General features: G+C 74.3%; 23 protein-coding genes. 11 read left to right on the top strand and 12 right to left on the bottom strand.

Features of this window, described 5'->3' with window-relative positions; all coding sequences use genetic code 11:
- Nucleotides 1-48: 48 nt before the first annotated feature.
- Both AC2A1K_RS21010 and AC2A1K_RS21015 read left to right on the top strand, forming a co-directional pair.
- The gene (locus AC2A1K_RS21010) at nt 49-1,353 is read left to right on the top strand and encodes an SLC13 family permease (protein ID WP_483898271.1); all 1,305 of its coding nucleotides are present in this window, start codon (nt 49-51) and stop codon (nt 1,351-1,353) included.
- Between the two features lie 38 nt (nt 1,354-1,391).
- Entirely contained in the window at nt 1,392-1,655 is a 264-nt protein-coding gene (locus AC2A1K_RS21015) for a hypothetical protein (protein ID WP_483898272.1), read from the top strand.
- Nucleotides 1,656-1,739: 84 nt separating this feature from the next.
- On the opposite strand, the gene AC2A1K_RS21020 is transcribed toward AC2A1K_RS21015, so the two are convergent.
- Genes AC2A1K_RS21020 through AC2A1K_RS21030 form a run of 3 tightly spaced genes read right to left on the bottom strand, consistent with a single transcriptional unit; the run spans nt 1,740 to nt 5,609 of the window.
- A complete protein-coding gene (locus AC2A1K_RS21020) occupies nt 1,740-2,399 on the bottom strand; it encodes a hypothetical protein (RefSeq protein ID WP_483898273.1) in 660 nt (219 codons plus the stop codon).
- Nucleotides 2,396-4,021, bottom strand: coding sequence for a WXG100 family type VII secretion target (locus tag AC2A1K_RS21025; protein ID WP_483898274.1), 1,626 nt, complete (start codon nt 4,019-4,021; stop codon nt 2,396-2,398). The genes AC2A1K_RS21020 and AC2A1K_RS21025 overlap by 4 nt, the downstream gene beginning before the upstream one ends.
- A gap of 40 nt (nt 4,022-4,061) precedes the next feature.
- Nucleotides 4,062-5,609 (bottom strand): carboxylesterase/lipase family protein, encoded by a 1,548-nt coding sequence (locus AC2A1K_RS21030; protein WP_483898275.1) that lies wholly within the window; start codon nt 5,607-5,609, stop codon nt 4,062-4,064.
- A gap of 229 nt (nt 5,610-5,838) precedes the next feature.
- Between AC2A1K_RS21030 and AC2A1K_RS21035 the strand changes: the two genes are divergently transcribed.
- The gene (locus AC2A1K_RS21035; RefSeq protein WP_483898276.1) at nt 5,839-6,486 is read left to right on the top strand and encodes a hypothetical protein; all 648 of its coding nucleotides are present in this window, start codon (nt 5,839-5,841) and stop codon (nt 6,484-6,486) included.
- 25 nt (nt 6,487-6,511) lie between these two features.
- Nucleotides 6,512-7,114, top strand: coding sequence for a hypothetical protein (locus AC2A1K_RS21040; RefSeq protein WP_483898277.1), 603 nt, complete (start codon nt 6,512-6,514; stop codon nt 7,112-7,114).
- A gap of 8 nt (nt 7,115-7,122) precedes the next feature.
- Here the strand turns inward: AC2A1K_RS21040 and AC2A1K_RS21045 are convergent, their stop codons facing one another.
- Nucleotides 7,123-8,046 (bottom strand): Bug family tripartite tricarboxylate transporter substrate binding protein, encoded by a 924-nt coding sequence (locus AC2A1K_RS21045; RefSeq protein ID WP_483898278.1) that lies wholly within the window; start codon nt 8,044-8,046, stop codon nt 7,123-7,125.
- Between the two features lie 29 nt (nt 8,047-8,075).
- Between AC2A1K_RS21045 and AC2A1K_RS21050 the strand changes: the two genes are divergently transcribed.
- Entirely contained in the window at nt 8,076-9,698 is a 1,623-nt protein-coding gene (locus tag AC2A1K_RS21050; RefSeq protein WP_483898279.1) for a sensor histidine kinase, read from the top strand.
- A 5-nt stretch (nt 9,699-9,703) separates the two neighbouring features.
- Nucleotides 9,704-10,372 carry a response regulator gene (locus tag AC2A1K_RS21055; RefSeq protein ID WP_483898327.1) on the top strand — a complete coding sequence of 223 codons (669 nt, stop codon included), beginning with the start codon at nt 9,704-9,706 and terminating at the stop codon, nt 10,370-10,372.
- On the opposite strand, the gene AC2A1K_RS21060 is transcribed toward AC2A1K_RS21055, so the two are convergent.
- A complete protein-coding gene (locus AC2A1K_RS21060; RefSeq protein ID WP_483898280.1) occupies nt 10,373-11,764 on the bottom strand; it encodes a CitMHS family transporter in 1,392 nt (463 codons plus the stop codon).
- 425 nt (nt 11,765-12,189) lie between these two features.
- Between AC2A1K_RS21060 and AC2A1K_RS21065 the strand changes: the two genes are divergently transcribed.
- On the top strand, nt 12,190-13,773 hold the full coding sequence (locus AC2A1K_RS21065) for an N-acetylmuramoyl-L-alanine amidase (protein WP_483898281.1): 1,584 nt from the start codon (nt 12,190-12,192) through the stop codon (nt 13,771-13,773).
- 52 nt (nt 13,774-13,825) lie between these two features.
- Nucleotides 13,826-14,629: a SirB1 family protein gene (locus tag AC2A1K_RS21070; protein ID WP_483898282.1), complete on the top strand. Its 804-nt coding sequence runs from the start codon at nt 13,826-13,828 to the stop codon at nt 14,627-14,629.
- A 9-nt stretch (nt 14,630-14,638) separates the two neighbouring features.
- Here AC2A1K_RS21070 and AC2A1K_RS21075 read toward each other — a convergent pair whose 3' ends face one another.
- A complete protein-coding gene (locus AC2A1K_RS21075) occupies nt 14,639-16,015 on the bottom strand; it encodes a carotenoid oxygenase family protein (RefSeq protein WP_483898283.1) in 1,377 nt (458 codons plus the stop codon).
- 72 nt (nt 16,016-16,087) lie between these two features.
- On the opposite strand from AC2A1K_RS21075, the gene AC2A1K_RS21080 reads away from it, so the two are divergent.
- Nucleotides 16,088-16,630, top strand: coding sequence for a PadR family transcriptional regulator (locus AC2A1K_RS21080; RefSeq protein WP_483898284.1), 543 nt, complete (start codon nt 16,088-16,090; stop codon nt 16,628-16,630).
- A 65-nt stretch (nt 16,631-16,695) separates the two neighbouring features.
- On the opposite strand, the gene AC2A1K_RS21085 is transcribed toward AC2A1K_RS21080, so the two are convergent.
- The 3 genes from AC2A1K_RS21085 to macS are packed head-to-tail and all read right to left on the bottom strand — an operon-like array spanning nt 16,696 to nt 19,320.
- Entirely contained in the window at nt 16,696-17,439 is a 744-nt protein-coding gene (locus tag AC2A1K_RS21085) for a VC0807 family protein (RefSeq protein ID WP_483898285.1), read from the bottom strand.
- A 46-nt stretch (nt 17,440-17,485) separates the two neighbouring features.
- A complete protein-coding gene (locus tag AC2A1K_RS21090) occupies nt 17,486-18,160 on the bottom strand; it encodes a response regulator (RefSeq protein WP_483898286.1) in 675 nt (224 codons plus the stop codon).
- Nucleotides 18,112-19,320: a MacS family sensor histidine kinase gene (gene macS / locus AC2A1K_RS21095; RefSeq protein ID WP_483898287.1), complete on the bottom strand. Its 1,209-nt coding sequence runs from the start codon at nt 19,318-19,320 to the stop codon at nt 18,112-18,114. The genes AC2A1K_RS21090 and macS overlap by 49 nt, the downstream gene beginning before the upstream one ends.
- 703 nt (nt 19,321-20,023) lie before the next feature.
- On the opposite strand from macS, the gene AC2A1K_RS21100 reads away from it, so the two are divergent.
- The gene (locus tag AC2A1K_RS21100; protein ID WP_483898288.1) at nt 20,024-21,166 is read left to right on the top strand and encodes a hypothetical protein; all 1,143 of its coding nucleotides are present in this window, start codon (nt 20,024-20,026) and stop codon (nt 21,164-21,166) included.
- A gap of 8 nt (nt 21,167-21,174) precedes the next feature.
- Here the strand turns inward: AC2A1K_RS21100 and AC2A1K_RS21105 are convergent, their stop codons facing one another.
- Both AC2A1K_RS21105 and AC2A1K_RS21110 read right to left on the bottom strand, forming a co-directional pair.
- Nucleotides 21,175-21,684 carry a hemerythrin domain-containing protein gene (locus AC2A1K_RS21105; RefSeq protein WP_483898289.1) on the bottom strand — a complete coding sequence of 170 codons (510 nt, stop codon included), beginning with the start codon at nt 21,682-21,684 and terminating at the stop codon, nt 21,175-21,177.
- A gap of 72 nt (nt 21,685-21,756) precedes the next feature.
- Complete coding sequence (locus tag AC2A1K_RS21110; RefSeq protein WP_483898290.1) at nt 21,757-22,953, bottom strand: hypothetical protein; 1,197 nt, start codon at nt 22,951-22,953, stop codon at nt 21,757-21,759.
- Nucleotides 22,954-23,124: 171 nt separating this feature from the next.
- Between AC2A1K_RS21110 and AC2A1K_RS21115 the strand changes: the two genes are divergently transcribed.
- Nucleotides 23,125-23,442, top strand: a complete 318-nt coding sequence (locus tag AC2A1K_RS21115) for an adhesin (RefSeq protein ID WP_337704122.1) — start codon at nt 23,125-23,127, stop codon at nt 23,440-23,442.
- 25 nt (nt 23,443-23,467) lie between these two features.
- On the opposite strand, the gene AC2A1K_RS21120 is transcribed toward AC2A1K_RS21115, so the two are convergent.
- A complete protein-coding gene (locus AC2A1K_RS21120) occupies nt 23,468-24,451 on the bottom strand; it encodes a DUF6925 family protein (protein WP_483898291.1) in 984 nt (327 codons plus the stop codon).

The following is a 24,451-nucleotide window of genomic DNA, read 5'->3' on the forward strand; positions in this document are numbered from 1 at the left end:
ATCGTCCCCCTCGCGGGCAGGGGCGCCCGCCCGTCGGGAGGTGCACGCATGACGCCCGTGATCGTCTCGATCGTGGTGCTGGTGGCGATGTTCGTCATCGCCACCGTGCTGCCGGTGAACCTCGGCGCGCTCGGGTTCGTCGCGGCGGCCGGTGTCGGCGTGCTGCTCGTCGGGATGAGCCTCGACGACGTCCTCGCCGAGTTCCCGGGCGACCTGTTCCTCATCCTCGTCGGGCTGACCTACCTCTTCGCCGTCGCGCACCAGAACGGCACGGTCGACCTGCTCGTACGCTGGTCGATGCGGCTCGTGCGTGGCCATCTCGTCGCGGCGCCCTGGATCTTCTTCACGCTGTCCGCGGTGTTCTCGGCGATCGGCGCGCTGTTCGCGGTGGCGATCGTGGCGCCGCTGGCGATGCCGTTCGCCCGCCGCTACGGCGTGAACCTGCTGCTCATGGGCATGATGGTGATCCACGGGTCGCTGGCGGGCGCGTTCTCGCCGATCAGCGTCTATGGGACCTTCGTGGCCGGGGTCGTCGTGCCGACCGGCATTCCGTTCAGCTCGACGACGCTCTTCCTCGCCCCGCTGCTGATCAACGTGGTGATCGCCGGCGTGATCTTCGTGGTGCTCGGGGGCCGCTCGCTGGCGGGGGTGAAGGTCGCGCACGCGGCGCCGACGGGTGCGGGGCGGCCGTCGGCCGGGGACGACGCGGCGCCGGTGGAGTCCGACGCCGAGGAGGACGACGAGCCGGTCGTCGTCGGACGCCCGCAGGTGCTGACCTTGATCGGCATCCTCGTGCTCGCCGTGGGCACGGTCGCGTTCGGGCTCGACGTCGGGGTGCTGTCGCTGGCGATCGCGGTGACCCTCGGCATCCTCTGCCCGGCCGGGCACCGCGAGGCCGCCAAGGGCATCGCGTGGTCGACGGTGCTGCTCGTCTGCGGCGTGATCACCTACGTCGGCGTGCTGCAGGAGGCCGGCACCGTGAACGTCGTCGGCAACGGGATCGTCGCCCTGGGCGTGCCCCTCATCGCTGCGCTGCTGCTGTGCTACCTGGGCGGCGTGCTCTCGGCGTTCGCGTCGTCGGCGGGCATCCTCGGCGTCGCGATCCCGCTGGCCCTGCCGTTCCTCCAGCAGGGTTCGGTGAGCGCGATCGGGATGGTCGCGGCGCTGGCCGTGGCGAGCACGGTCGTCGACGTCAGCCCGTTCTCCACCAACGGCGCGCTGGTCCTGGCCTCCGCGCCGGAGGACATCGATCGCGAGGCGTTCTACCGCCGAATGCTGGTCTACAGCGGGATCGTCGTGGTCGCGGGCCCGCTGCTGGCCTGGGTGCTGCTCGTGCTGCCCGGCTGGTCGTAGGGGTTCGACCGGCGCCGGTCGTCGGGTAGCCCCTGCCCATGAGCCAGGACAGCGACTCCGCGGCCCGCCGGGCCCGCAACCCCGCCGCCGAGCCCGATCACACGCCGGAGAAGCAGAGCGAGCTCAAGCTCAACGTCGGGATCGGCACGATCGGGACGATCCTCTCGATCGGCGTCGCCCTGATCTTCTTCCTGGTGGAGCACAGCGCCGTGCTGGGAATCGTCTTCGTCGTCGTGGCGGTGGTCGCGGGGGCGATCACGGTCTACGCCGCACTGCGCAAGCGCCGGGCCCGCGCGACCTGACCGGCGGCTCGTTCGCAGAGAACGCCTCGGTGCTCGAAGCGTTCTCGTCAGCCGAGTCGCCGCGCTGAGCGCGCGTCGGGTGCGTCACGAGACGACCTGGAGCTCGGCAACCGCCTCGGCGAGGCGCGGCTCGACGTCGGCGACCCGGACTCGCAGCCCCTCCTCGTCGAGGTCATAGAACCGCAGGCGCTGTCCGCCCGGTACCAAGGCCACGAGTGCCCGGCGCACGATCTCGACCGCTGCGAGGACGTCGGTCGGGAGCTCGTCCTTGGCTGCGGCCCGTCGCCGGCGAAACGTGCTCGCGAATCCGGCGCTGTTGAGCGTGCCGGAGACGAAGGCGTGCACTATGTCCAGCAGCTCCGCCGAGGCCTTTCTCGAGCTGGCCGTGACCCTGATCGGCGGCGGGTCGTGGCCCACCTCCTCGGCGTGCATGCGCTCGTAGGCGTTGTCGAGCGCCGGCAACAACGAGGCCATCGCGTCTCGCAGACCCTCATCGTCCAGCCCGCCCTGCTCTGCGCGCAGCGCAGGGTCTCTCGAGTGCTCCTCCATCACGTAGAAGAGCTCGTTGAGGAAGTAGGAGACACGCGGCGGCCAGTCCCGGTCGTTCGCCAGACGAGCTCGGGCGTAGCGGTCCTTCAACGTCGCGATGTCGCTGGTTGGTCGTGCGCCGTAGCGGACCACATCGTTCATGGCGAGCAGATCGGCCGACGTCGCCGCGCGGGGCGCTCGGAGGTATTCGCTCATAGCTCCCGCCGCTCCAGGACGTTCCGTAGTTGATTGGCGTTCAGGCGATAGGCGCTGAGGAAGGAACCGTTCTCACGCTGCATCACCATCAGGCCGGTTCGAGGGTCCACGTGGAAGATCACCTGGTTGGTGCCGCGGAATGTGCCATGGAGATGCAAGGTGTCGGGTGCCTGCGTCATCTCGGTGACGGCGTCCTGGTACGCCCGCCGACTGCCTGCACTGGTGTCGGGCAATCCGAAATCGACGTAATGCTCACGGAACTTCTCCTCCAGCTGCCCCCGCTCGAATCGCAGGGGCGGCAGCGGGATGTCGCCAACCGGCGTCGGCGGCGGGGCGAACTGCGGTGCGACCGTGTCGACGGTGCGTGTTTCGCGGGTGGCATCGACGAGCTGGCCGATCAGGCGCTGGTCGAGCTGGCTCGCCAGCTCCGCAACGCGCTCCTCGTACCGGCCCCGGGCGAGGTGGATGCGCAGTCCCGTCTCGGCCGCGTCGATGAGGCGCGTGCCGACGCGGCCGACCGCGCCGAGGAAGCTCGCCCCGACCTTCGCGCCCTGCAGGAGGTAGTAGGTCTCCTCCTCGTCGTCGCCGATGGGGAGGTGGTGGATCGCGTCGAGGATCTCGCGCTGGGTCTCGCGCACGATGTCGGCCAGGCCGACGGTGCTGGTCGCGAGGATGCCGGGCACGCGCGTGGCGAGGTCGAGCACGGTCGCGGAACCGGGCCCCTGCACGCCACGCCAGTACCGGTCGGCGGCGTCGAAGACCGGACCGGCGTTGACGGCGTGGACCGCGCGCAGCGCGGTGTCGGCGTGGACGACGCCACGCGCGACGGCGTCGCCGACCGCGCGCCAGGACTCGCCGACCTCGTCGACCCGCGCGGGTTCGACGTCCGGGAAGTAGGCGGCCAGCTCGTCCGGGACCGGTCCGACCGGGCCGGGTCCGGTCGCCGACGCCGGTCCGCCGCCGGGCAGGCCGGGGAGGACCGCCGGCGCCGGGAGTCGCTCGCCGGGCCCGCCGCCAGGCACGGCGGTCTCGTCGGCCTCCACCCACGCGTTCGCGGTGTCGGTGAGCCCGACGGCCATGCCGCCGAAGATCGTGACGCCGGCGTGGAGCGCGGCCCAGGTTCGCCCGGCGAGCGCGTCGTACCTGCCCCGCCAGGCCCCGAGGGCGGCGTCGTCACCCGCGAAGCCCGCGGACGCCTCCAGCGTGCCGCGGCCCGCGGCCTGCGCGAGCGCGTCCTGGACCTCCGCGGACACCTGCGCGGCGCGCACGATCTCGGGTGTCGAGAGCGTGACCCACGGCGGGGCGTCCGGCACCGGGCCCGGACCGCCCGCAGCGGGGGACCACGCGCGGATCGACGCCACCTGCGCGATCCCGTGGTTCGTGTCCGTGGCGTCGAGCAGGTCGCGCAGGTCCGCGAGCCCGGCGCGGACGGCCGCCGATGCCTCGTTCCAGTCCGCCCACGCGGTGGCGAAGGCGTCGGACGCCGCGCCGCTCCAGGTGTCGCGGACAGCCGTGACGACGCCGTCCGCATCGTCGACGGTGCGCCCGAGGTCGTCGACACGACGGCGGAGATCGGCCGCAGCGGACGGGAGAGCCCCGGCCGTCACCACGAGATCCGCCACGCGACGAGCCTGCCAGGGACGTCCGCGCGGCGGGGGCGGATCAGTCGTACCCGCGGAACCCTTCCCAAGCGAGGCGGCGCTCGCGGCGGGGGTCGGACTCGATGCGGTCGGTGCGGTCGAGGATCTTCGTCAGCCGCGTCGTCGCGTCGTACTCCGGCCAGTACGACGCCGGGGCGCCCTCGCGGGCGAAGGTGATCCAGTCGGTCTGCACCCGCTCCTGCATCGCCCGCAGCGCGCGCCGCCCGCCGAGCGCGGTCAGCCACTTCGCGGCGTTCGAGTCCGCGAGCCCGAAGACCGGGTAGAGCTCCATGCCGTGGGTGGCGCGCACACCCATGAGGTTCAGCACCGGCGTGGTCAGGTCGTAGCGATAGGCCCACACCGGTCCGCGGTGTGCCTGCATGATCCGCACCGACGGGTACCAGAACATGTAGTCGCCGCCGAGGTCCTTGCGGAACGGCCGCCCCTCGTAGGCGCCGAGCACCTGGTCGCGCAGCTCCGGCTGGGTCAGCGCGAACATGCGGTGCGCGCGCTCCTCGCTGACCAGCACGTCGAGGCGCATCCGGGGCAGCTCGAACAGGCGACCCTCGGTGTCGTTGGTGCCGATGATCAGCGGGACGTCGGCCGCGCGGCCGCCCTCGAAGGCGTCGAGCGGGGCCTCGGGCAGCAGGTCGCCGTCGACGACGGGCGCGGTCGGGATGGTGCCCGGCTGGTCGCCGAGACGGTCGCGGAGGATCTGCGCGGCGCCCAGCAGCTGCCGCGGGGTCGCGGTCGTGAGCCCGGCGAGCGGGTCGTCGTCCGCGCCGAGGGCCGTGACGAAGCCGGCCGCCCACGCCCGCGCCCGCGGCCGGCCGAACACCATCCCCGGCGCCGAGCTCTCGGCGATGGCGCGGTGGAACAGCCCACGGGCGGACGGGGTCGCCATCAGCGTCGTCACCGAGATCGCCCCGGCCGACTCGCCGAAGATCGTGACCTGGTCCGGGTCGCCGCCGAACGCCGCGATGTTGTCGCGGACCCACTCGAGCGCGGCGATCTGGTCGCGCAGCCCGAGGTTCGACTCGATCGGTCGCTCCGGCGTGCCGTACGCGGAGAAGTCCAGGTAGCCCAGCGCGCCGAGGCGGTAGTTGACGCTGACGTAGACGACGTCGCCGCGGCGGGCGAAGTCGTAGCCGCGGTACGTCGGCGCCGAGGACGCGCCGACGACGAACGCGCCGCCGTAGAACCAGACCATCACCGGGCGCGGCTCGTCCGGCGACGGGGCGCCCTGCGCAGCGGGACCGTCGAGGTGGGCGGTGGTCGGCGCGGTGACGTTGAGGGTCAGGCAGTCCTCGCCCATCGGCGTCTCCCTTCCGGCGCCGATGAACTCCCCGATGCGTTCCTGGATCGGCACGGGACCGAACCGTGACCCGTCACGGACGCCCTCCCACGGCACGACCGGCTGCGGCGCGCGGAGCCGGAGCTCCCCGACCGGGGGCGCCGCGTAGGGGACGCCGCGCCAGGTGTGCACGCCGTGGGTGGTGATGCCGCGGACGACGCCGCCGGTGGTCTTGATCTCCGGCCCCGGGGCCGTGATCTGGTGCCGCGAACGCATACTCCGAGTCTGTGGGACGTCGCGCGCGGGCGCCCGTGGATGTGATCGAGGAGCCGTCCATCACCCGTCCAGGGCGTGTCGCGCGTGATCGTGCGCCCCCTCGACGACAAGACGAGTGGGCGCTCTGCCACGCTCGGCGGTATGCCGTACCACGCACGGTCACACAACAGGCGGATATTCGCCCTATCGGCCCAGCGTGTCGCGTTGCGGGTGCCGAAGATTCCTCTCGATGGACGTGCAGACCGACGCGGGGGTCGATGCCGCGCTGTGGGGGCTGGAGGCCGCCTTCGTGGCGTCGCCGCCCCCGGAGACGCTGGCCGGCTGCCCCCACTGTCACGGCGAGGTGCGGGTGGCGGACGCCGACCCGCTGACGCTCGCGCTCGCCCTCGGCAACACCCTCGGCACGCCGGACGACCTGCGTGCACTCACCCCGTGGCTGCTGCGCCGGGCGCTCACCGACGACCGCGTGGACCTGCGCACCGTTCTCACCCGGATCGCGGAGAACTGGGAGCTCCGGAGCGACCTCGAGCGCGACGCCGTGCGCGACGTCGTCGACGCGGTGTGGACCGCGCTGCTCGACACCCACCCCGACGCCCCGGGGGGCGCCACGGCGGTCGCGATGCTCGACAGCATCGGTGCGCTGGGGGAGCCTCCCGACCGGCTGCTCGCGATCTGGGAGTACAAGGAGATCGCGAGCGCCGACCACCACCTCGCCGAGCTCGTCGTCGACGCGTTCTACGGCGCCCGCATCGATCCGCGGGTCATCACGTGGGCCCGAGAGGACGCGCAGCGCGCGCGTCTCGAGCGGGCCCGCGACCGGGACCGCGGCCAGGCCTGGGTCGGCACGCTCACCGCGGCGTGCGACCTCGCCGGGTGATCAGCGGGGCGCGACACTGGGGGGCGTGCCTCTCCCCGACACCTTGGTCGACGAGCTGTGGCGCCGCGCGGTCGGCGGGATCGGCCCGTTCGCCGGGGCGGCGTCCGTGGCCGACGACGCGCTCGCCGCGACGGAGCAGGACGTCGAGGCGGCGGTGCGGCGGGTCGTCGGCACCCACGTACGGCTCGCGGCCAGCTCGGGCCTGCTGACCAGTCTCGGCGGCGCCGCGACGCTCGTCGTCACCGCACCGGCCGGCACCACCGGGCTCTATCTGCTCGGCACGCGGCTCTCCGCGGCCGTGGCGCACCTGCGCGGTCGCGACCTCGCCGACCCGGTCGTCCGCACCGCATCCCTGGTCTGCGTGCTGGGTGGCGACGGCGTCGAGCTCGCCGAGCGCACCGGGCTCGACCTGGTCAACGCCTCCCTGCTCCACGGGCTGCGCGGTCTGCCGACCGAGGTCCGCGAGCAGCTCGACACGCGGATCGGCTTCCGGCTGACCTCGCGTTTCACGCGCCGCGGCGCCCTGAACGTCACGAAGCTCATCCCCGTGGTCGCCGGGCCGATCGGCGCCGGCGCGGACGCGATGGCGATGCGGACCGTGGCGATGTTCGCGCAGGCGCACCTCTAGGACCCAGCTCAGGGAGCCAGCGCCGCCGCCTCGCCCGCGAGGAAGGCGCCGAACGCGTCGCCGTCGAGCGGGGCGTCGGTCCAGCCGTTGCGGACGACGGCGTCGCGCCACACCGCGGTGCGGCGGGTATCGGCGACCAGGGCGACGAGCGCGTCGCGGTCCGCGCGCGCGAGGCCCGGCGGGGCGAGCAGGCCCCGCCAGTTGACGAAGTCCAGCGGCACGCCGGCCTCGCGCAGCGTCGGCGCGTCGAGCCGGGGCGAGCGCTCCGCGGACGACACCGCCAGCGCCCGCACGGTGCCGGCGTCGACCTGGCCGACGGTCTCGCCGAGGCCGGTCGCGGCGACGTCCACCTCGCCGCGCAGCAGGGCCGGCAGGAGCGCGTCGCCGCCGAGGGCCCGGTAGCGCACCGCGTCCGCGGGCACGCCGAGGGCGGTGGCGAGGCGCCGGGTCAGCAGCCAGTCGGGACCGCCGGGCTCCGAGACGCCACCGACGACGAGACCGGCGGGGTCCGCACGCCAGGCGGCCGCGAGATCGGCGACGGCTCCCAGCGGGGACGACGCTCGGACCGCGAGCAACTCCGGCTCGGTCACCAGGCGCGCGATCGGCGTCACGGGACCCAGCGGGTCCGGCTGCCCCGGCGACTGCCCGGCCACCGCGCCGAGCAGGCCGAGGCCCATGACCATGATCAGCTGCGGGTCGCCGGCGTCCGCGCGGAGGCGGGCCAGCGCCGCCGCGCCGCCACCCCCGGTCAGGTCGAACACCGCGGGCCCGGGCTCCCCGCGGGCGGACCCGACGGCCGCCGCGAGGGTGCGGGCGGTGAGGTCGTAGCCGCCGCCGACCTCGGTGGGCACGAGCACGCGCAGGTCCGCGGCCGGGCTCGAGCACGCGACGAAGAGCGCGGCGACGAGGAGGACACACCACGACGCGCGCACGCACGCATGCTCGCAGTCACACTGACGCCGTGCGACGACCGACGACGCTGGCCGGGCAGGCGCTCGCCCTGCAGCTGGTCGTCGTCGCCGTGGTGCTCGTGGCCGTGGCCGTGGTCAGCGTGACCCAGGCGCAGGCGCAGTTCACCCGCACCGAGAGCCGTCGGGTGCTCGCCGTGGCCGAGGACGTCGCCGCCGACGGCCTCCTGCGCCAGGCCCTCGGCGCGCCCGTCGCGACCACGCGCAACCCCGTGACGGCCGTGGCGGAGAGCGCGCGCCAGGTGTCGGGGGCGTCGGCGGTGGTGGTCACCGACGCGGCGCTGCGCGTGGTCACTGCGACCGACCTCGCCCTCGTCGGCACACCGCTGCCCACCGCGGACCTCGACGGTGGCCCGGGCAGCGACGTCGCGGCGGGGCGCTCGTGGACCGGGACCACGCGGCTCGGCGCCGGCCCGGCCGCGGTCACCGCGCACGTGCCGGTGCTCACCGACGACGGGCGACTGCTCGGGGCCGTCGCCGTCACCCGCGACCTGCCCGGGCTGCTCGACCGCCTCGGCGACGCGGCGCCCGACCTGCTGACCTACCTCGGGCTCGCCAGCGTCCTCGGCGTCGCCGGGTCGTACCTGCTCGCGCGCCGGGTCAAGCGCCAGACCCTCGGGATGGAGCCCCGGGAGATCACCGGGCTGGTGCAGCAGCGGGAGGCGATGCTGCTCGGCATCCGCGAGGGCGTGCTCGGCGTCGACACCGAGGGGCGGGTCGTGCTGGCCAACGACGCCGCGGTCCGGCTGCTCGGCCTGCCCGAGGCCGGTGTGGGGCGGCCGCTCGACGCGCTCGGGCTCGACGACGAGCTGCGCGCCGCGCTGGCCGGGGAGGGCCCGGACCCCGAGGATCTCGTCGTCATGCGGGAGGACGCGGTGGTGGTGCTCAACCGGCGCCCGGTGGTCAGCCAGGGGCAGCGCCTGGGCTGGGTGAGCACCCTGCGCGACCGCACCGAGCTCGTCGGCCTGCAGCGCGAGCTCGGCACCACGCGGGGCACCACCGAGACACTGCGCGCCCAGGCGCACGAGTTCTCCAACCGCCTGCACACGATCTCCGGGCTCGTCGAGATCGGCGAGTACGAGGAGGTCGTGCGCTACGTGGGCGTCCTGCAGGGCTCCGCGGACGACGACGCCACGATCACCGGGAGGGTCGGCGACCCGGCGCTCGCCGCCCTGCTCGTGGCCAAGGTGCGCCTCGCCCGCGAGCGCGGCGTCACGCTGGAGATCGACGGCCTGCTCGGGCGCGTCGACGAGGACCTCTCCGCCGATCTCGTCACCGTCGTCGGCAACCTCGTCGACAACGGGATCGACGCCGCCACGGTGAGCACGGTGAGCACGGTGAGCAGCGAGCCCCGGGTCGTGGTCACCGTCGAGGAGGACGACGCCGAGGTGCGGGTGCGCGTCGCCGACAGCGGGCCCGGCGTCGCCGACGAACCGCGCGAGTCGGTCTTCGCCCGCGGGGTGTCGAGCAAGGAGGGCGCGCGGGGCTTCGGGCTCTCGCTCGTGCGCGTGGTCGCCGTGCGCCGGGGCGGCTCGGTGGCGGTCGGGAACGGTGACGACGGCGGCGCCGTGTTCACCGCGCGCCTGCCGCACGGACCGGTGAGGGCGGAGCGGTGAGCGAGCTGACCGTGCTCGTCGTCGACGACGACTTCATGGTGGCCAAGGTGCACGGCGGCTTCGTCGCACGGACCCCCGGCTTCCGCCCGGTCGGCGTGGCGCACTCGGCGGCCGAGGCGATCGAGCGGGCCCGCGATCTGCGCCCCGATCTCGTGCTGCTCGACCTCTACCTGCCCGACGCCTCCGGACTGGACGTCCTGCGCACCCTGCGGGCCGAGCTGCCCGAGACCGACGCGCTGATGGTCACCGCGGCCCGCGAGGTCGAGACCGTCCGGGCCGCCGTCCGCGGCGGGGTCGTCCACTACCTGATCAAGCCCTTCTCCTTCGAGGATCTGCGCGACCGCCTGCTCGCCTTCCGCGCGACCCGCCGGGCCCTCGACGACGGCCCGGCTGCCGACCAGCAGGCCGTCGACCGCCTCTTCGCCCCGTCCGCCGCACCGGCCGCGGAGACGGTGATGCCGAAGGGGTTGTCGGCCGAGACCGCCGACCTCGTCGCCGGCGCCCTGCGTGAGGTCGACGGCGACCTGTCGGCGTCCGAGGCCGCGGAGCGGGTCGGCATCTCGCGGGTCAGCGCCCGCCGCTACCTCGAGCACTTCGTCGCGGGCGGCCGGGCGGACGTGCGCCTGCGCTACGGCTCCGCCGGCCGCCCGGAACGTCGGTACCGGGCGCGGTGATCAGGTGGCGATCAGCGGCACCGCCCCCACCAGCAGGGCGACCGCCAGCATCGCCAGCGACGCGAGGCCGGCCATCCAGAGCGCCTTGCGGTGGTGGTCGCCGAGGTCGACCTTGGCCAGCGCGACGAGCAGCAGGATCGCCGGTACCAGCGGGCTCTGCATGTGCACCGGCTGGCCGACGATCGACGCGCGCGCCATCTCCGCCGGGCTGATGCCGTAGGCCCCGGCGGTCTCGGTGAGCACGGGCAGGATGCCGAAGTAGAAGGCGTCGTTCGACATGAAGAACGTCAGCGGCATCGACAGCACCGCGGTGACCACCCCGAGGAACGGTCCGAACGACGTCGGGATCACCGAGACCAGCCACTGCGCCATCGCGTCGACCATGCCGGTGCCGTCGAGCACGCCGATGAGCACGGCAGCGGCCAGCACCATCGACACGACCGAGACGACGCTCGACGCGTGGGCCTGGAGCTGCTCCATCTGCCCCTGGACCGTCCGAAAGTTGACCATGAGCGCGACCGCGCAGCCGATCATGAACAGCAGTGCGATGGGCAGGATGTCGATCACGAGCAGCACGAGCAGGGCGGCGGTCAGCGCCGCGTTGAACCACAGCAGCTTCGGGCGCAGCGTGGGGCGGTCCGGGTCGAGGGCGCCCTCGATGCCGTGGCCGTGCTCGGCCGGAACCTCGGGGTCGGGCACGTCGGCCGTGCCGCCCCCGCCACCGACCAGCGCCGGCTCCCGTGCGCCGACGGCCACCGCGGCCTCGGCGAACGCGTCGGCGCCGAGACGGCTCCGCTCGCGGCGGCCCAGCAGGTAGGCGAGCAGCAGGACGCAGGCGATGCCGCCGAGCATCGACGGGATCATCGGCACGAACACCTCGGACGGCGAGAGCCCGAGCGCGCTCGCGGCGCGGACCGTCGGACCGCCCCAGGGCACGATGTTGAGCACGCCGTTCGCGACGCCGGCGACCGCGGTGAGCACGACCGGGGACATCCCGAGCCGGCGGTAGACCGGCAGCATCGCGGCCACGGTGATGATGAACGTCGTGGAGCCGTCGCCGTCGAGCGAGACCACCGCCGCGAGCACCGCGGTGCCGACGACGACCTTGGCCGGGTCGTCGCCGACCACTCGCAGGATCGCGCGGATGAGCGGGTCGAACAGCCCGACGTCGATCATCATCCCGAAGTAGACGATCGCGAACATGAGCAGCGCTGCGGTCGGCGCGAGGTCCTCGACGGCGTCGAGCACCATGTCGCCCAGGCCCAGCCCGGCGCCGGCGAACAGCCCGAAGATCGTCGGTACGAGGATCAGGGCCACGACCGGCGTGAGCCTCTTGGTGAGGATCAGCGTCATGAAGACACCGATCATGGCGAACCCGAGGACGACGAGCATCGGGTGACCTCCCGGAATCGTGCGGCCCGCCGGCTCTGGCGTGGCGCCGACCACAGTGCGGTGCGCGGGTTCCCGCCGTCGCGGTTGGGGAGATTGGGGGCGTAATGGTCGTAGTGGTCACAGACGTCGCGGGGTCGTGACCACTTCCGGCCGGTCACGCTGGACCGCGGACGCGACGAGGGGGCCGGGGCTGCGCGCGCTCCCGCCGAGCTTCGCCGGGCTGCTCGCGGTCACCGCCGCTGCCGCGGCGGGCAGTGCGCGGCGCGGCGCGATCGCCCTTGACTCACCGCGCTCGAATTGTCACGCAAAGTCACCTGACTGGGCGTCTTTGGGGCGTGGTGTGGTGGATGGTGCTCGTGTGGGGGTCATGGTGTGCCCCGGCGGATCACGCGGATACCGCCGAGTGAGCGGGAGGTGTGTGCGTGATGGCCGGGTCCGGGGCTCCGAAGGGGCATCTGCGTCGCGCGGCGCGGGCACGGATGGGCACCGTCGCGCTGACGACGGCTGCGGTGCTCCTGCTGCCTGCCCCGGCGATGGCACAGCCGGTGCCCGCCGACCCCGGCGCCCCTGCGGTCCCTGCGGTCCCTGCGGCACCGACCGCGCTCGACATGGCGGCGCCGATGGGCGCGCGCCAGCTCGACCCCGCCCACGCCGTGATGCCGCCCGCTGCGCTGCCGCCCGCTTCGCCGGTGCCCTCGGGCGTGTCGTCGGTCGCCTTCATTCCGGGCGCCCGTGACGCGACGGGCGCGCGCGAGGTCCGCCAGGCGCAGCCGCTGCGCCTCGTCGCCGTGACCTGGGTCGGCCCCGCGCCGGACTCGGTGGCCGTGCGCTCCACCGACGCCGCCGGCCGATGGGGGACGTGGACCGACCTCGACCCGGCCGGCAGCGAGAAGGACCCGGCGCCCGGTGCCGCTCCCCTGGCCGACGGCGGGACCGACCCGATCTGGGTGGGCGACCGCAACGCCGTCCAGGTGCGCGCGCTGCGCGCCGGCGCGCCGGTGACCGACCAGGTGCAGGTCGTGCGCATCGACCCGGGCGTCGGCAGCAACGACCAGGCGATCGGGGCTCTGGGCTCCGCGCGCGGCCCCGCCGCGCCGAGGTACGTGACCCGCGCCCAGTGGGGCGCCGACGAGACGAAGGCGACCTGGGCGGCGGAGAACGCGCCGACCGTGCGCGCGGTGACGATCCACCACACCAGCGAGTCGAACGACTACGGCCCGGCCGAGTCGCCGGCGATCGTCCGCGCGATCTTCGCTTATCACACGCAGAAGCAGCGCTGGGGCGACATCGGTTACAACGCCCTCGTCGACAGGTACGGGACGATCTTCGAGGGCCGGGCCGGCGGGATGGACAAGGCCGTCGTGGCGGCCCACGCGGGCGGGTTCAACCGCGAGACCTGGGGCATCGCGATGATGGGCAACTACATGGGCGAACCCCCGACGCCGGCCGCGCTGAACTCCGTCGCGGCGCTCGCGGCGTGGAAGCTCGGCGGGCTCTACCGCGACCCGCGCGAGCAGGTCCGGCTCACCTCGTCGGGTGGGGGCACCTCCCGGTTCCCGAAGGGCCAGACGACCACGGTGCCCGCGCTGTTCGCCCACCGCGACGTCGGCAACACCTCGTGCCCCGGGGACGCGGGCTACGCCCAGATGGACCCGTTGCGCGACAAGGTGCAGCAGCTGATCGGCGAGTCCGCGAGCGATGTCCGGACGGCCTGGTCGGCGCAGCGCGCCTCGCTCGGCGAGCCGACCCGGGTGGAGTCGCCGACGGTCGACGGCACCGGGCGCATCACGACCTTCGAGCACGGCACCGTCATCTGGTCGCCGCGCACGGGCGCCTGGCCGGTCACAGGGGCGATCGCCCAGCACTGGCGCGAGGCCGGCGGCGAGAGCTCGCCGCTGGGCTACCCGACCGGTGCCGAGCACGACGTGCCGGGCGGGCGGCAGCAGGCCTTCGAACACGGCGCGCTGACCTGGGACAGGGCGGCCGGCACGGTGCGTGGAGGGGTCTGAGCAGCTCGTTCCCCCTGAGCGTTCCGCCGCCACGCACGGCAGGATGCGCGGGGTGGACGACGACGCGGCCCGGCGCGCGGCCGTCGACGGCGCCGTGAACCGGTTCCTCGCCCTGACGGGGAATGGGCAGCCCGACCTGCTCGAAGGCGCCCTGGAGATCGCCCGTGCGGCCGACCCGGAGGCGGACGTCGACGGGGCCCGCGCCGAGCTCGACCGGCTGGCGACCGGGCTGGGCGATCTCGACGACCTCGTGCGCCGCCTGTACGTCGAGGAGGGCTTCCACGGCGACCGCGAGAACTACTACGACCCGCGCAACTCCTCGCTGACCCAGGTCCTCGACCGCCGTGCCGGCATCCCGATCACCCTGGCGGTGATCTGCATCGAGGTGGGGCGGCGCGCCGGTCTCGGGCTCGAGCCGGTCGGCATGCCCGGCCACTTCCTCGTGCACCCGCTGGGCGCGCTGCAGCACCTCGACCCGTTCACCGGCGAGATGCTCAACCGCGAGCAGTGCATTCGGCGCTTCCGCGAGTCGACCGGGCTCGGGCCCGACGTGCCGTTCGACGACGCCCTGCTCGCCCCGATCGGCCCCGAGGCCGTGCTCGTGCGCATGCTGACCAACCTGCGCGGCATCCACCGCTCGCGCGGCGACCTCGGCGAGCTGGGCTGGGTGCTGCGCATGCGGCTCGGACTGCCCGGGGTCACGGCGATCGAGGTCGCGGAGCTCGCGGAGGTCCGGGGCCGACGCGCGGCGTTCCGCGAGGCCGCCGACCTGCTCGAGCAGTGGGCCGACGTGCTCCCCGACGACGCCGAAGCGCTGCGCCGCCACGCCCGCCAGTGGCGCGCCCACCTGAACTAGGTGCGCTGCTCACTCGCCGTCAGGCACCCATGAACCGTGGAAGCCCGAGGGGACGCCGCGGGGGAGAGTGACCGCGGCGACCGGGGCGCCGGCGACGTCCGTCGCGTCGAGCACCAGCAGCTGCGAGGCGGCGCCGTCCCGGGTCGTCGTGATCGTGATCAGCCAGCCGTCGTCCTCGGCACGATCGGGCGCCTCGGACGGCACGAACACGGCCTCGCCGGCCACGACGTCCGGGCCGAGCTCGTGCGCGGCGAGCGTGCCGTCGGCGTCGACCTTCACCACCGCCCCGGCGCGCTCGCCCCGCACACCCCGGTCGGCCACCGCGTAGCGCCAGCGCGAGGGCCGCCCGACCAGCGACTCGTCGATCGTCGGGAACTCGACGCCTCGGTCCTCCAGGGCCGTCTCGGCGACCGACCCGTCACGCGGGTCGAGTACCCAGCGGTGCATCCGCGCGTCGCCCGTGGCCGCGGCGAGCGCCGCCGGGTCACCGGGCACCGGCGTGCCCCACATGACCGCGACGTCCGCCGGGGCGTAGCGCGCCCCGTCGAGGACGACGCGGCCCTCGGCGTCGGTGTACGCCCCGCCGACGTGGAAGACGTAGCAGGGGTCGACGTCGAACCACGTCACCGCGCACGAGCAGTCGTCCTGGCGCATCACGCCGAGCCGCGCGCCGTAGCCCTCGTCCCACCCGAACGGCATGCCCGTGGCCATCCGCTCCCACTGGAACGTCAGCGGCAGGTCGAGCCACACGACGTGCTCGGCGGTGATGGCGAAGTCGTGCATCATCGTCGGCCCGGCGACGGCGACCTCGCGGCTGAGGAGGTCGGCGCCGTCGGCGGAGAGCCGGTGGTAGGTCAGGTACGGGGGGAACGGGGAGTAGCCGAAGAAGTGCAGGTCGCCCGTGACCGGGTCGGTCTTGGGGTGCGCGGTCATGGCCGTGGTGAGCCGGCCGCCGAAGTCGCAGGGTCCGACCGTGGCGAGCTCGCCGTCGACCTCGTGGGGCAGGCCGCTCTCGACCAGCGCGAACAGGCGGCCGCCGTGCTCGATGACGTGGGTGTTCGCGGGGACGGCGGTGAGGTCGACCCCGGACCCGGACAGGAAGGGCCGACCCTCGAGCGCGCCGGTGCGCACCCAGCGGTTGCGGTACCACTCCGCGCGCCCGTCGCGCAGGCGCACGCCGTGCAGCATCCCGTGCCCGGCGAACAGGTGCGCGGTCTCCTCGCCCGGCAGCGGGTTCGGCCCGTTGCGCACGTACCGGCCGGTCAGCTCCGGCGGCAGGGCGCCCTCGACGGGCAGGTCGACGGCGTCGATCTCGTCGGGCACGGGCGTGTACAACCCCCGCAGCTCCGCGGATCGGCCGTTGGGGGTTCGGGTGGTGGCGCTCACGATCCCACCCTCACCCCCCTCGACAGACATGTCAAGATGGACATGTCTGGATGGACTGGTAGCGTCCGGGGCATGTCGCTGCGCCACGCCCTGCTGGGTCTGCTCGCCCACGGTCCGGCCAGTGGCTACGACCTCACCCGCGCCTTCGACGGCAGCATCGGCCGCTACGCCTGGCAGGCCGGCCACAGCCGCATCTACCCCGAGCTGGCGAAGATGGCGGAGGCCGGCCAGGTCGTCGTCGACGAGACGGGCCCGCGCGGGCGCAAGACCTACGCGCTGACCGACGACGGCCGGACCGAGCTGCGGCGCTGGATGCTGCACTGGCCCGAGCAGGCGAACGTCCGCGACGAGACGGTCCTGCGGATGTTCCTCGTGCAGTCGCTCGAGCCCGGCGACGCCCGCAAGCTGCTCGAGGGCATCGCCGCGCACTGCGTCGCCGGTATCGAGAGCCTGCGCCCCGTGATGGAGGCCGACGACGCCGACCACCGCCCGGGCGATCCGCTCCCGTTCGGCCGGCTGGCCGGCGAGTACGGGCTGCGGCAGTACGAGGCGGTGCACGGCTGGGCGCTCTGGAGCCTGGAGCGCCTCGGCGCCGCGGACCCGGCCGGAACGTAGGTCCGTGACGGCGAGGGACGGTCCGACAGCGCTCCTTCGTCGCGCTGTCGGACCGTTCCCGCGCCTCAGGCGACGGCGGGCTTCTCGCCGTTCGTCTCGTCCTCGGGCGAGCCGGTCTCCCCGTCGGCCTCCCCGTCGAGGTGTTCCTCGGCCCACGCGCGCGCCTTGGCGCCGCCGCGACTGCCGTACCAGGCGTTCCACACCGAGAGTCCGACGATCGTCGCGACCGTCATCCCGGTCGACAGGCCGACCATGACGTCGATCGGCAACAGGTAGATCAGCGGGATGCGCAGCGTCGCCTCGAACAGCAGCCCGACACCCCAGACCACCGCGCTACGGCGGAACATCGTCCGGATCGGTGGGAGCGTGCGGTAGTACTCCTCCATCTCGGCGGCCTCGCGCGGCTGCCACGTCTGGAACGCCGAGAGCGTCAGCGGCTTGCCGGCGAACAGGCTCGCGAGGAACACGATGCCGACCAGCGCCGTGCCGAACGAATCCTTGATCAGCAGGAACCGTGCGTCGCCGCCGACGAACGCCAGCGCGAGGCCCAGGCCGAACACGGCGAGCATGACCGCGGCGAACCACGTGATCTCGCGGTTGCGCACCGCGACCCATACCAGTCGCAGGCCGGCGGCGATCGTCGCCACCAGCAGGGCCACCCAGTCCGTCGCGCCCAGGAGGTGCAGGGCGTAGTAGCCGACGAGCGGCAGGCCGACGTCCCACAGCAGCCCGGAGAAGTGGCGCAGGACGCCTCCGCGGCCCGCCTCGTGCTCCTCGGCGCCGGTGTCGGCCGTCGTCTCTCGTTCCATGTCGGAAGCATCCACCTGTCCGACACGACATGTCAATCAGGACATGTCATTCGTCGGCGTCCAGACCGCGCTCGATGGCGTAGCGCGTCAACTCCACGCGGTTGGTGAGCTGGAGCTTGCGCAGGGAGTTCTGGACGTGGTTCTCCACCGTGCGGTGCGACAACGTCAGGCGCGCGGCGATCGCCCGCGCGGTGAGGCCCTTGGCGACCAGTCGCAGGACCTCGGTCTCGCGCGGGGTCAGCTGCGGTTCGTGGGGGGCCTCGGTCTCGCGGCGGCGGTACTCCCCGAGCACCAGTCCGGCCAGGCCGGGCGAGAAGACGGCCTGCCCCTCGGCGGTGCGCCCGATCGCGTCGACCAGCTCCTCCATCGCCGCCGACTTGGTCAGGTAGCCCGACGCCCCGGCCCGGACGGCGCCGAGCACGTCGCCCTGCTCGGCGCTCGCCGAGAGCACGAGCACCTGCGTGTCCGGCAGCGCCGCGCGGACCTGCGCGGTCGCCTCCGCCCCCGACAGCTCCGGGAGCTGCAGGTCCATGAGGACGACGTCGGGGCGGACCGCGCGCGCGATGCGGACGGCCGCGGCGCCGTCAGGAGCGGTGGCGACGACCTCCACGCCGCGCTCCTCGAGGTCGCGGGCGACGCCCTCGCGCCAGATGGGGTGGTCGTCGACGACCATCACGCGGACCACGATCTCCTCCTCGTCCGGGGAACGACGATCTCCCATTCGGTGCCCTCGCCGGGCGCGGTGTGCAGGTCGATGGTGCCGCCGAGGCCCTGGACGCGTCCGCGCATCGACGCGGCGACGCCGAGATGGCCTTCGGCCGCGGCCTGCTCCAGGCGGCCCTCGGGGATCCCGACGCCGTCGTCGCGCAGGCTGACCGTGACCTGCGCCGGGTCGTCCTCCACGAGCACCCAGAGCCCGGCACCGGCTCCGGCGTGCGCGGTGGCGTTGCTCGACGCCTCCCGCACCACGGCGGCGAGCTCGTCGACGACGGCGGCGGGCATCATCACCGGCTCCGCGGGCACGGCGAGCGACGCGTGCGCGGGCACGACGCCGGCGAGCCGCGAGGAGAGGTCGACGGTGCCGTCCGGACCCGCGACCGGGGCCGACGTGATCAGTCGCCGCAGCGCGAGCTCCTGCTCGCCGGCGAGGCGCGCGAGCTCGAGGGCGGGGGCGCGGTCGTCGGTGCGCGCCAGCTCCTCGCCGCGACGGCGCACGAGGGCGAGGACCTGCAGCACGCCGTCGTGGATGTCGCGGGCGAGGCGCTCGCGCTCGGCGGTGGCCGCCTCGAGGGCCGTGGCGGCGCGCAGCTTCTCGACCGAGCGGCGCATCGTGTCCGCGGCCAACCCGACGGCGAGGCCCGCGACCAGCAGGAGCTGCGCGTCGAAGAGCAGGTCGGTGTCGACGATCCGCCGCACCCCGAACAGGGCCGCGACGGTGACGAGGGCGCCCGCGAGCCCGCCGCGCCACCCGAGTGCGATCGCCAGCGCGAGGACCGGGCCGGCGGACCACACCGTGGTGATGACCGGCCCGCCCGCCGCGACGCTCGCCGGCGTGGCGACGAGCAGCGTCGAGGCGGTGGCCAGGGCGGTGAGCACGAGGTCGAGGCAGGCGGTGACGGGATCGCCGGTGCGCAGGTAGCGCGTGCACGAGATCGCGGTCCAGACGGCCATGGCGGCCACGACGGCGATCCCGAGCGTCGGGCGCGACCACTGGTCGCCGAAGCGCACGAGGTTCACGGCCGCGGCGATCAGCGCCACCACCCGGTAGACCACGAGCCCGCGCCAGAGCGGGACGAGATGGGGGTGGGCCCGGGCGCGCAGGGAGACCTCGGCGGTCGTCACGGCACCTCCCCCGGCCTGGGGCGCGAGCGTATCGGGCACGACCGACACCCTGGCGTGCACCGCGCGCAGGAGGATGCGGGGAACTACTCGGAACGGGATTCGGGGTCGACCCGGCGATGCTCGCGCGCACCGCGCAGGGCCTCCGCGGTGTCGTCGACACCCTCGGCGAGGTGGGCCACCGCTACCTCGCCGACGTCCGGCCGCGAACCGAAACGAGTCTGGACCCGCCGGACGCGCTTCCCGGGATCGCACAGATCGTGAGTCCACCCGACCTCTCGCCGGGATCGTCGGTTGCCGTCGACGACCGTTTCGAGTGGTCGACCGCCTGGGACACGACCCGGCCCCTGCTGTGCGTCTCCTCGCCGAGCGGGAACGACGGTTCGGCGGTGGAGGTCGCGTCCGGCGTGATCGACGGGGACCCACGACGCGCCGTGTGGCTGAGCCCGACCGCGAGCGCATCATCAGGGTTCGCGAATGTGCGTCCATCATGATCGACAGACGCTGTCGACCTTGATGCGCGCACACTCGGCGCGCGGCGCCGTGTCCCCGCCCGGCCCCTCCGCGCCCTCTGACGTGACCAGGTCAGCACGTTCCCGTCATCACTGATCGGCGAACGGACTACCGCGAGGTATCGATCGTGGATCAAGATCCCGGAAAGGGCTAACGTGGCGCGACGTTGCGCCGAACAGAGGAGTGTTCGGGCACCCGCACGAGTTGCGGCCGCGCACCAGAGGGGGATGACGTGGACCGGTGGACCATGGTGCTGGCAGCGGTTCCGGGGTCCTTGCGGGCCGTCCGCGTCGACGACGACGCCCACCGCCCGATCGACCTGGAGCTCGTCGACGGTGACGCCGAGACCCTCGGCGGATCGCTCCTCGCGCTGGTCGAGGCGGAGGGGGGCCGTCCGGACCACCTCGTGCTGGTGGTCCCCGGTGACCTCGACGAGGACCGGTTCGCCGCCCTGTCCGAGGCCGTGCAGATCGCCCGCTATCCCGAGCCCTCGTGGCTGCCCGACGCCGTGTCGTGGGTCGGCGAGCACCTCGCGGCGTGGGGCTCGGGCACGCCCGTGATCGTCGTGGACGCCCGCGGCGACGACCTGGCCGTGTGGCCGATCCGGACCTCGGACGACGGGGTCGAGATCGGCGAGGGCGCCCCCCGCGACCTCGGTGGCCGGCTCGACGCGCTGCTCACCGGGGTGGTGCACGCGAAGCTCGCCGTCGCGGCGCCGGGCATCGCCGAGGCCCTGCGCCTGCGCACCGACGACGTCGGCCGCCGCGACGCCGCCCACCTCGCCCACGAGCTGCACGAGGCCCGCCGGCTGATGTGCGCGACCGACGGCGAGGAGCTCGTCGTGACCGCCGGCGACGCCGAGGTCTACGTGACCCGCGAGGAGTTCACCGACCTCGTCGACCACGCGCTGCGCGACACCGTCGAGGGCACCCTCGCCGAGGACGCCGCCCACACGCTCGTCGTCGCCCCCGAGACCACCCCCGTGGTCGCGCAGCTCGCCGGCAACCCCGGCGGATCGGTGCTCACGGCCACCGTGGGGACGGCGTCGCCGGACGGGGCGGCGGCCCTGGTCCTGCCGCGCCCGCACGTCCTCGACGATCCGACCCCCACCGACGGCGTCCCGCTGCCCGGCCGCACCCACGAACCGCGCGAGACGGCGATGGTGCCGCTCCCGCGGGAGACCTCGGGGCGTGACCGTCCGCCGATCTGGGCGGTGCCCGCCCTCGCGGGCCTGCTCGTGCTGAGCCTGGCCGGGGCGGCGACCGTCCTGGCCACCGCCCCGGCACCCGATGTCGTGCCCGCCGCCGACGCCGGCGCGCTCTCCCCCGTGGTCCCGGTCGGGTTCGACCGCCTCGGAGACGACGGCGGTCGTTAGGCGCGTGCTCAGGAGGTCACGGCCTCCACGTACTGCTCAGGGTCCTTCTCCTCGAACGACAGCCCGCGACCCTCGGCGTGCTCGACCTTGAACTGCTCGAACTTCGCGCCGAGCTCCTGGCGGAAGGACAGCGTGGTCTCCTTGCGGAAGGGAGCGAGGTCGTCCTGCTCCTCCTCCGCCATGTGATGATTGTTCGCCTTGTCGGTCTCGTCGATGGCGTCCCACCACTCCTGGCTGCCGACGGTGGCCCGACGCGCCTTCGCGGTGCCCTGGCGGATCTCGTCGTGGTCGCCGATCGCGTCCTCGGTCGCCGAGGCGTCCTCGTCGTCGACGCGGCGTGCCATCGAGGGGTAGAAGTGCCGTTCCTCGGCCGACGCGTGGATCTCGAGCTGGATCGCGAGCGAGTCCCAGACCTTCTCGGCCTCCTCGGGCTGCCCCCGCAGGTCGGCCAGGTGCAGGAACTGGCGACGGAACCAGTCGTGGTCGTCGAGGATCATCTCGGTGATGTCGGCGGACATGGGGACCTCTCGGTTCGCGGGTGGCCTCTCGGAGCTACCCCGAGCGCGCCGCGCAGAACCGGAAGGACAGCCTCACCTCGCGTGCACGGCCCCCGCCGCGTCGACGAACCACACCTCGGCGCGCGCGCCGTCCAGCGACGCCGCCCGCTGCTCGGTGAGGCTGCGGTAGCGGCGGGTGTCGGGCAGGGCGATGACGATCCGCGCCCGCGGATGGGCACGACGACGTTCGGTCGCGGCGTGCTCGGCGGCGCTGAACCAGTCGCCGGCGATCGTCGTCGGGTGCGTCCGGGCGCCGTCGGACGGCCAGCCGGTGATCTCGACGTGGACGTCGTCGCCGTCCAGGGACGCGACGAGATCCCGGGCGGGGCCGGTGTGGTCGACCGACGCCCACCGCAGCGTCGCGCCCCGCTGGACGAGCCAGCCCGCCACGAGCGCCTGCACGTTCCCCGCCCGCGACCACGCCTGCAGGGCGTCGTAAGGCGGGGGACCGCAGGTCGGGCTCGCCTGTCCGGCCTCCGCCTGGGCCTCCGCCTGGGCCTCCGCCTGGGCCTCCGCCTGGGCCTCCGCCGGGGCCTCCGCCGGGGCCTCCGCCGGGGCCTCCGCCGGGGCCTCCGCCGGGGCCTTCGCCTGGGCCTCCGCCTGGGCCTCCGCCGGGGCCTTCGCCTGGGCCTCCGCCGGGGCCTCCGCCGGGGCCTCCGCCGGGGCCTCCGCCGGGGCCTCCGCCGGGGCCTTCGCCTGGGCCTCCGCCTGGGCCTCCGCCGGGGCCTCCGCCTGGGCCTCCGCCTGGGCCTCCGTCTGGGCCTCGACCTCGGGCGTCGCGTCGTTCGTGACGACGGCGCCGTTCGAGGCGCCCTCGGTCTGCGCGGCCTCCGCCACCTCGCCCCCGGCCTTCTTCCGAGGGCGGCGGGGCTTCACGGGAGTCGCCGGCGGCTCGGGAGTCGGCTCGGCCTTCTTGCGGGCCCGGGCGGCGGCCTTCGGTGCCGGGGCGTCCGGACCCGGGTCGCTTCCGGCGGGTGCTTCGATCCCCGAAGCGATCTCGTCAGAGCCGACGGCCGCGGGAGCCGCGGTGGCCTTCGTGCTCGTCCGGCGTCCACGCCGAGTCGTCGGTGGCGGGAGGCGATTGAGGATCGGCCGGGTGCCGACGCGCTCGAGCTCGCCCTCGGCGGCCAGCCGCCGGCAGAGCTGGTTGACCGTCTGCGGGCGGACGCCGTCACCGAGTTGTCCGGCGAGGGCGGCGTCGCTGAGCCCTTCCGGTGACGCGGTGAGCATTCGGAGCACCGCAGCGCGCCGATCGGTGGGGTCATGGCTCACCGGGAGGGCCATCCTGTCGTTCCCCTCCGTGTTCGGGCACCCATTCTGGTCTGAGCTGGGGATTTCCGTCGCGTGACGGCTCGCGCATCCGCGTGCGTGACCAATCCGTGACCCGTATGGTAACGAGGCATGCTGGCATTGACGGAGACGGCGGCCGAGGCCATCTCGTCCATCCTCGAGTCCAACGAGATGCCCGAGGGGTCCGGTCTGCGCATCGCGGCCACCCCCAACATGGCTGAGGAAGGACTCGAGCTCTCGGTGGCACCGACGCCCGCGGCGGAGGACACGGTGCTCGAGGGCGGCGGCGCCGTCATCTTCCTCGAGCCGCAGGCCGCGTCGGCGCTGGACGACAAGGTTCTCGACGTGGAGCGCGTGCCGGACGCCGAGCGTGGCGACGGTGACGAGTTCCGCTTCGCGATCACGCCGCAGTCCGAGCTCCAGGACTGACACGACGCGCGGCCCGGCGCGCTCGTCATCCCTGCGCCGGGTCGTGAGTGAGCGGCTGACCGGCGCCGTCGGACCCGCTCTCCCGAGGTACCCGGGCTCGCCATCCGCCCACGTGCGGATGCGTGGGTTCCAGCTCCTCGCTCTGTCGTAGCGCCAGCTCCACCGTCGCCCGGTACTCGCGCGTCAGCGCCCAGGGCGGTGGCTCGGCCGACGTCGCCAGCGCCTCGGCCACCGCCGCCTTGGCGAGGACCGCCTCGCGCTCCCCGAACCGGGTGAGCGTCTCCTGCGCGCGGCGATGCCGGTCGGGCCGTGGCGCGATCGGCCGACCCTCGACGGTCCGGGTCGGGTGCGGGAGGTGCACCGTCGCGCCGGGCGCCCGTCCCGCCGGGATCGGGTCCGTGGCCGCATGGGTCCGCCCGTGGGCGAGCAGGCGCGGGAGCAGGTGGGTGTGCGGTCCGTCCGGGCTCGTGCCGTCGGGCGGCGGGATCGGTGTGAACACCTCGAGCCGCGCGACCGCGGTCCGGAACACGCGGTGCGGCCCCGCCTCGACCAGCGCCCCGGCGACGGCGTCCGCCGCGGCGAGCGGCCGTCCCTCGACCCCCCGCAGCGCCGCCAGCAATGCCGCATCGCTGGTCCGCACACACGCGGCGAGGTGGGGGGCACCGACGCCGAGGTCGACGAGCACCGCGTCGCGGTCCTCCTCGCGCAGGGCGCCGTCGTCCGGGCCGAGCTCGGTGATCACCGAGCGGCCGCCGCCGTCCGCGGGCACGCACAGCGCGACCGCCTGGCTCCAGGTGACGCCGGCGCGGCGCTCCCACGCCAGCGGCACGACGTCGCCGGTCAGCCGCACGTCGAGGCCGCCCCGGCGCGTGACGACGGAGGCCCGCCCGGGCGCGCGGGTGACGTCGGCGGGCTCGTCCGCGTCGCGGAGGAACTCCGCGAGCGCCCCGAAGGTCCCGACGCTCCAGCCCGCGTCGGGGTCGTCGACCCAGGCGAGGAGGTCGTCCAC

The organism is Actinomycetospora sp. 2LY8.5 (assembly GCF_057180585.1).

What these genes read in the sequence shown, in the direction of transcription:
- AC2A1K_RS21010 (WP_483898271.1), top strand. Translation starts at nt 49, where the DNA reads ATGACGCCCGTGATCGTCTCGATCGTGGTGCTGGTGGCGATGTTCGTC.
- AC2A1K_RS21015 (WP_483898272.1), top strand. Translation starts at nt 1,392, where the DNA reads ATGAGCCAGGACAGCGACTCCGCGGCCCGCCGGGCCCGCAACCCCGCC.
- AC2A1K_RS21020 (WP_483898273.1), bottom strand. Translation starts at nt 2,399, where the DNA reads ATGAGCGAATACCTCCGAGCGCCCCGCGCGGCGACGTCGGCCGATCTG.
- AC2A1K_RS21030 (WP_483898275.1), bottom strand. Translation starts at nt 5,609, where the DNA reads ATGCGTTCGCGGCACCAGATCACGGCCCCGGGGCCGGAGATCAAGACC.
- AC2A1K_RS21035 (WP_483898276.1), top strand. Translation starts at nt 5,839, where the DNA reads ATGGACGTGCAGACCGACGCGGGGGTCGATGCCGCGCTGTGGGGGCTG.
- AC2A1K_RS21060 (WP_483898280.1), bottom strand. Translation starts at nt 11,764, where the DNA reads ATGCTCGTCGTCCTCGGGTTCGCCATGATCGGTGTCTTCATGACGCTG.
- AC2A1K_RS21065 (WP_483898281.1), top strand. Translation starts at nt 12,190, where the DNA reads ATGGCCGGGTCCGGGGCTCCGAAGGGGCATCTGCGTCGCGCGGCGCGG.
- AC2A1K_RS21080 (WP_483898284.1), top strand. Translation starts at nt 16,088, where the DNA reads ATGTCGCTGCGCCACGCCCTGCTGGGTCTGCTCGCCCACGGTCCGGCC.
- AC2A1K_RS21085 (WP_483898285.1), bottom strand. Translation starts at nt 17,439, where the DNA reads ATGGAACGAGAGACGACGGCCGACACCGGCGCCGAGGAGCACGAGGCG.
- AC2A1K_RS21090 (WP_483898286.1), bottom strand. Translation starts at nt 18,160, where the DNA reads ATGGGAGATCGTCGTTCCCCGGACGAGGAGGAGATCGTGGTCCGCGTG.
- AC2A1K_RS21105 (WP_483898289.1), bottom strand. Translation starts at nt 21,684, where the DNA reads ATGTCCGCCGACATCACCGAGATGATCCTCGACGACCACGACTGGTTC.
- AC2A1K_RS21110 (WP_483898290.1), bottom strand. Translation starts at nt 22,953, where the DNA reads ATGCTCACCGCGTCACCGGAAGGGCTCAGCGACGCCGCCCTCGCCGGA.
- AC2A1K_RS21115 (WP_337704122.1), top strand. Translation starts at nt 23,125, where the DNA reads ATGCTGGCATTGACGGAGACGGCGGCCGAGGCCATCTCGTCCATCCTC.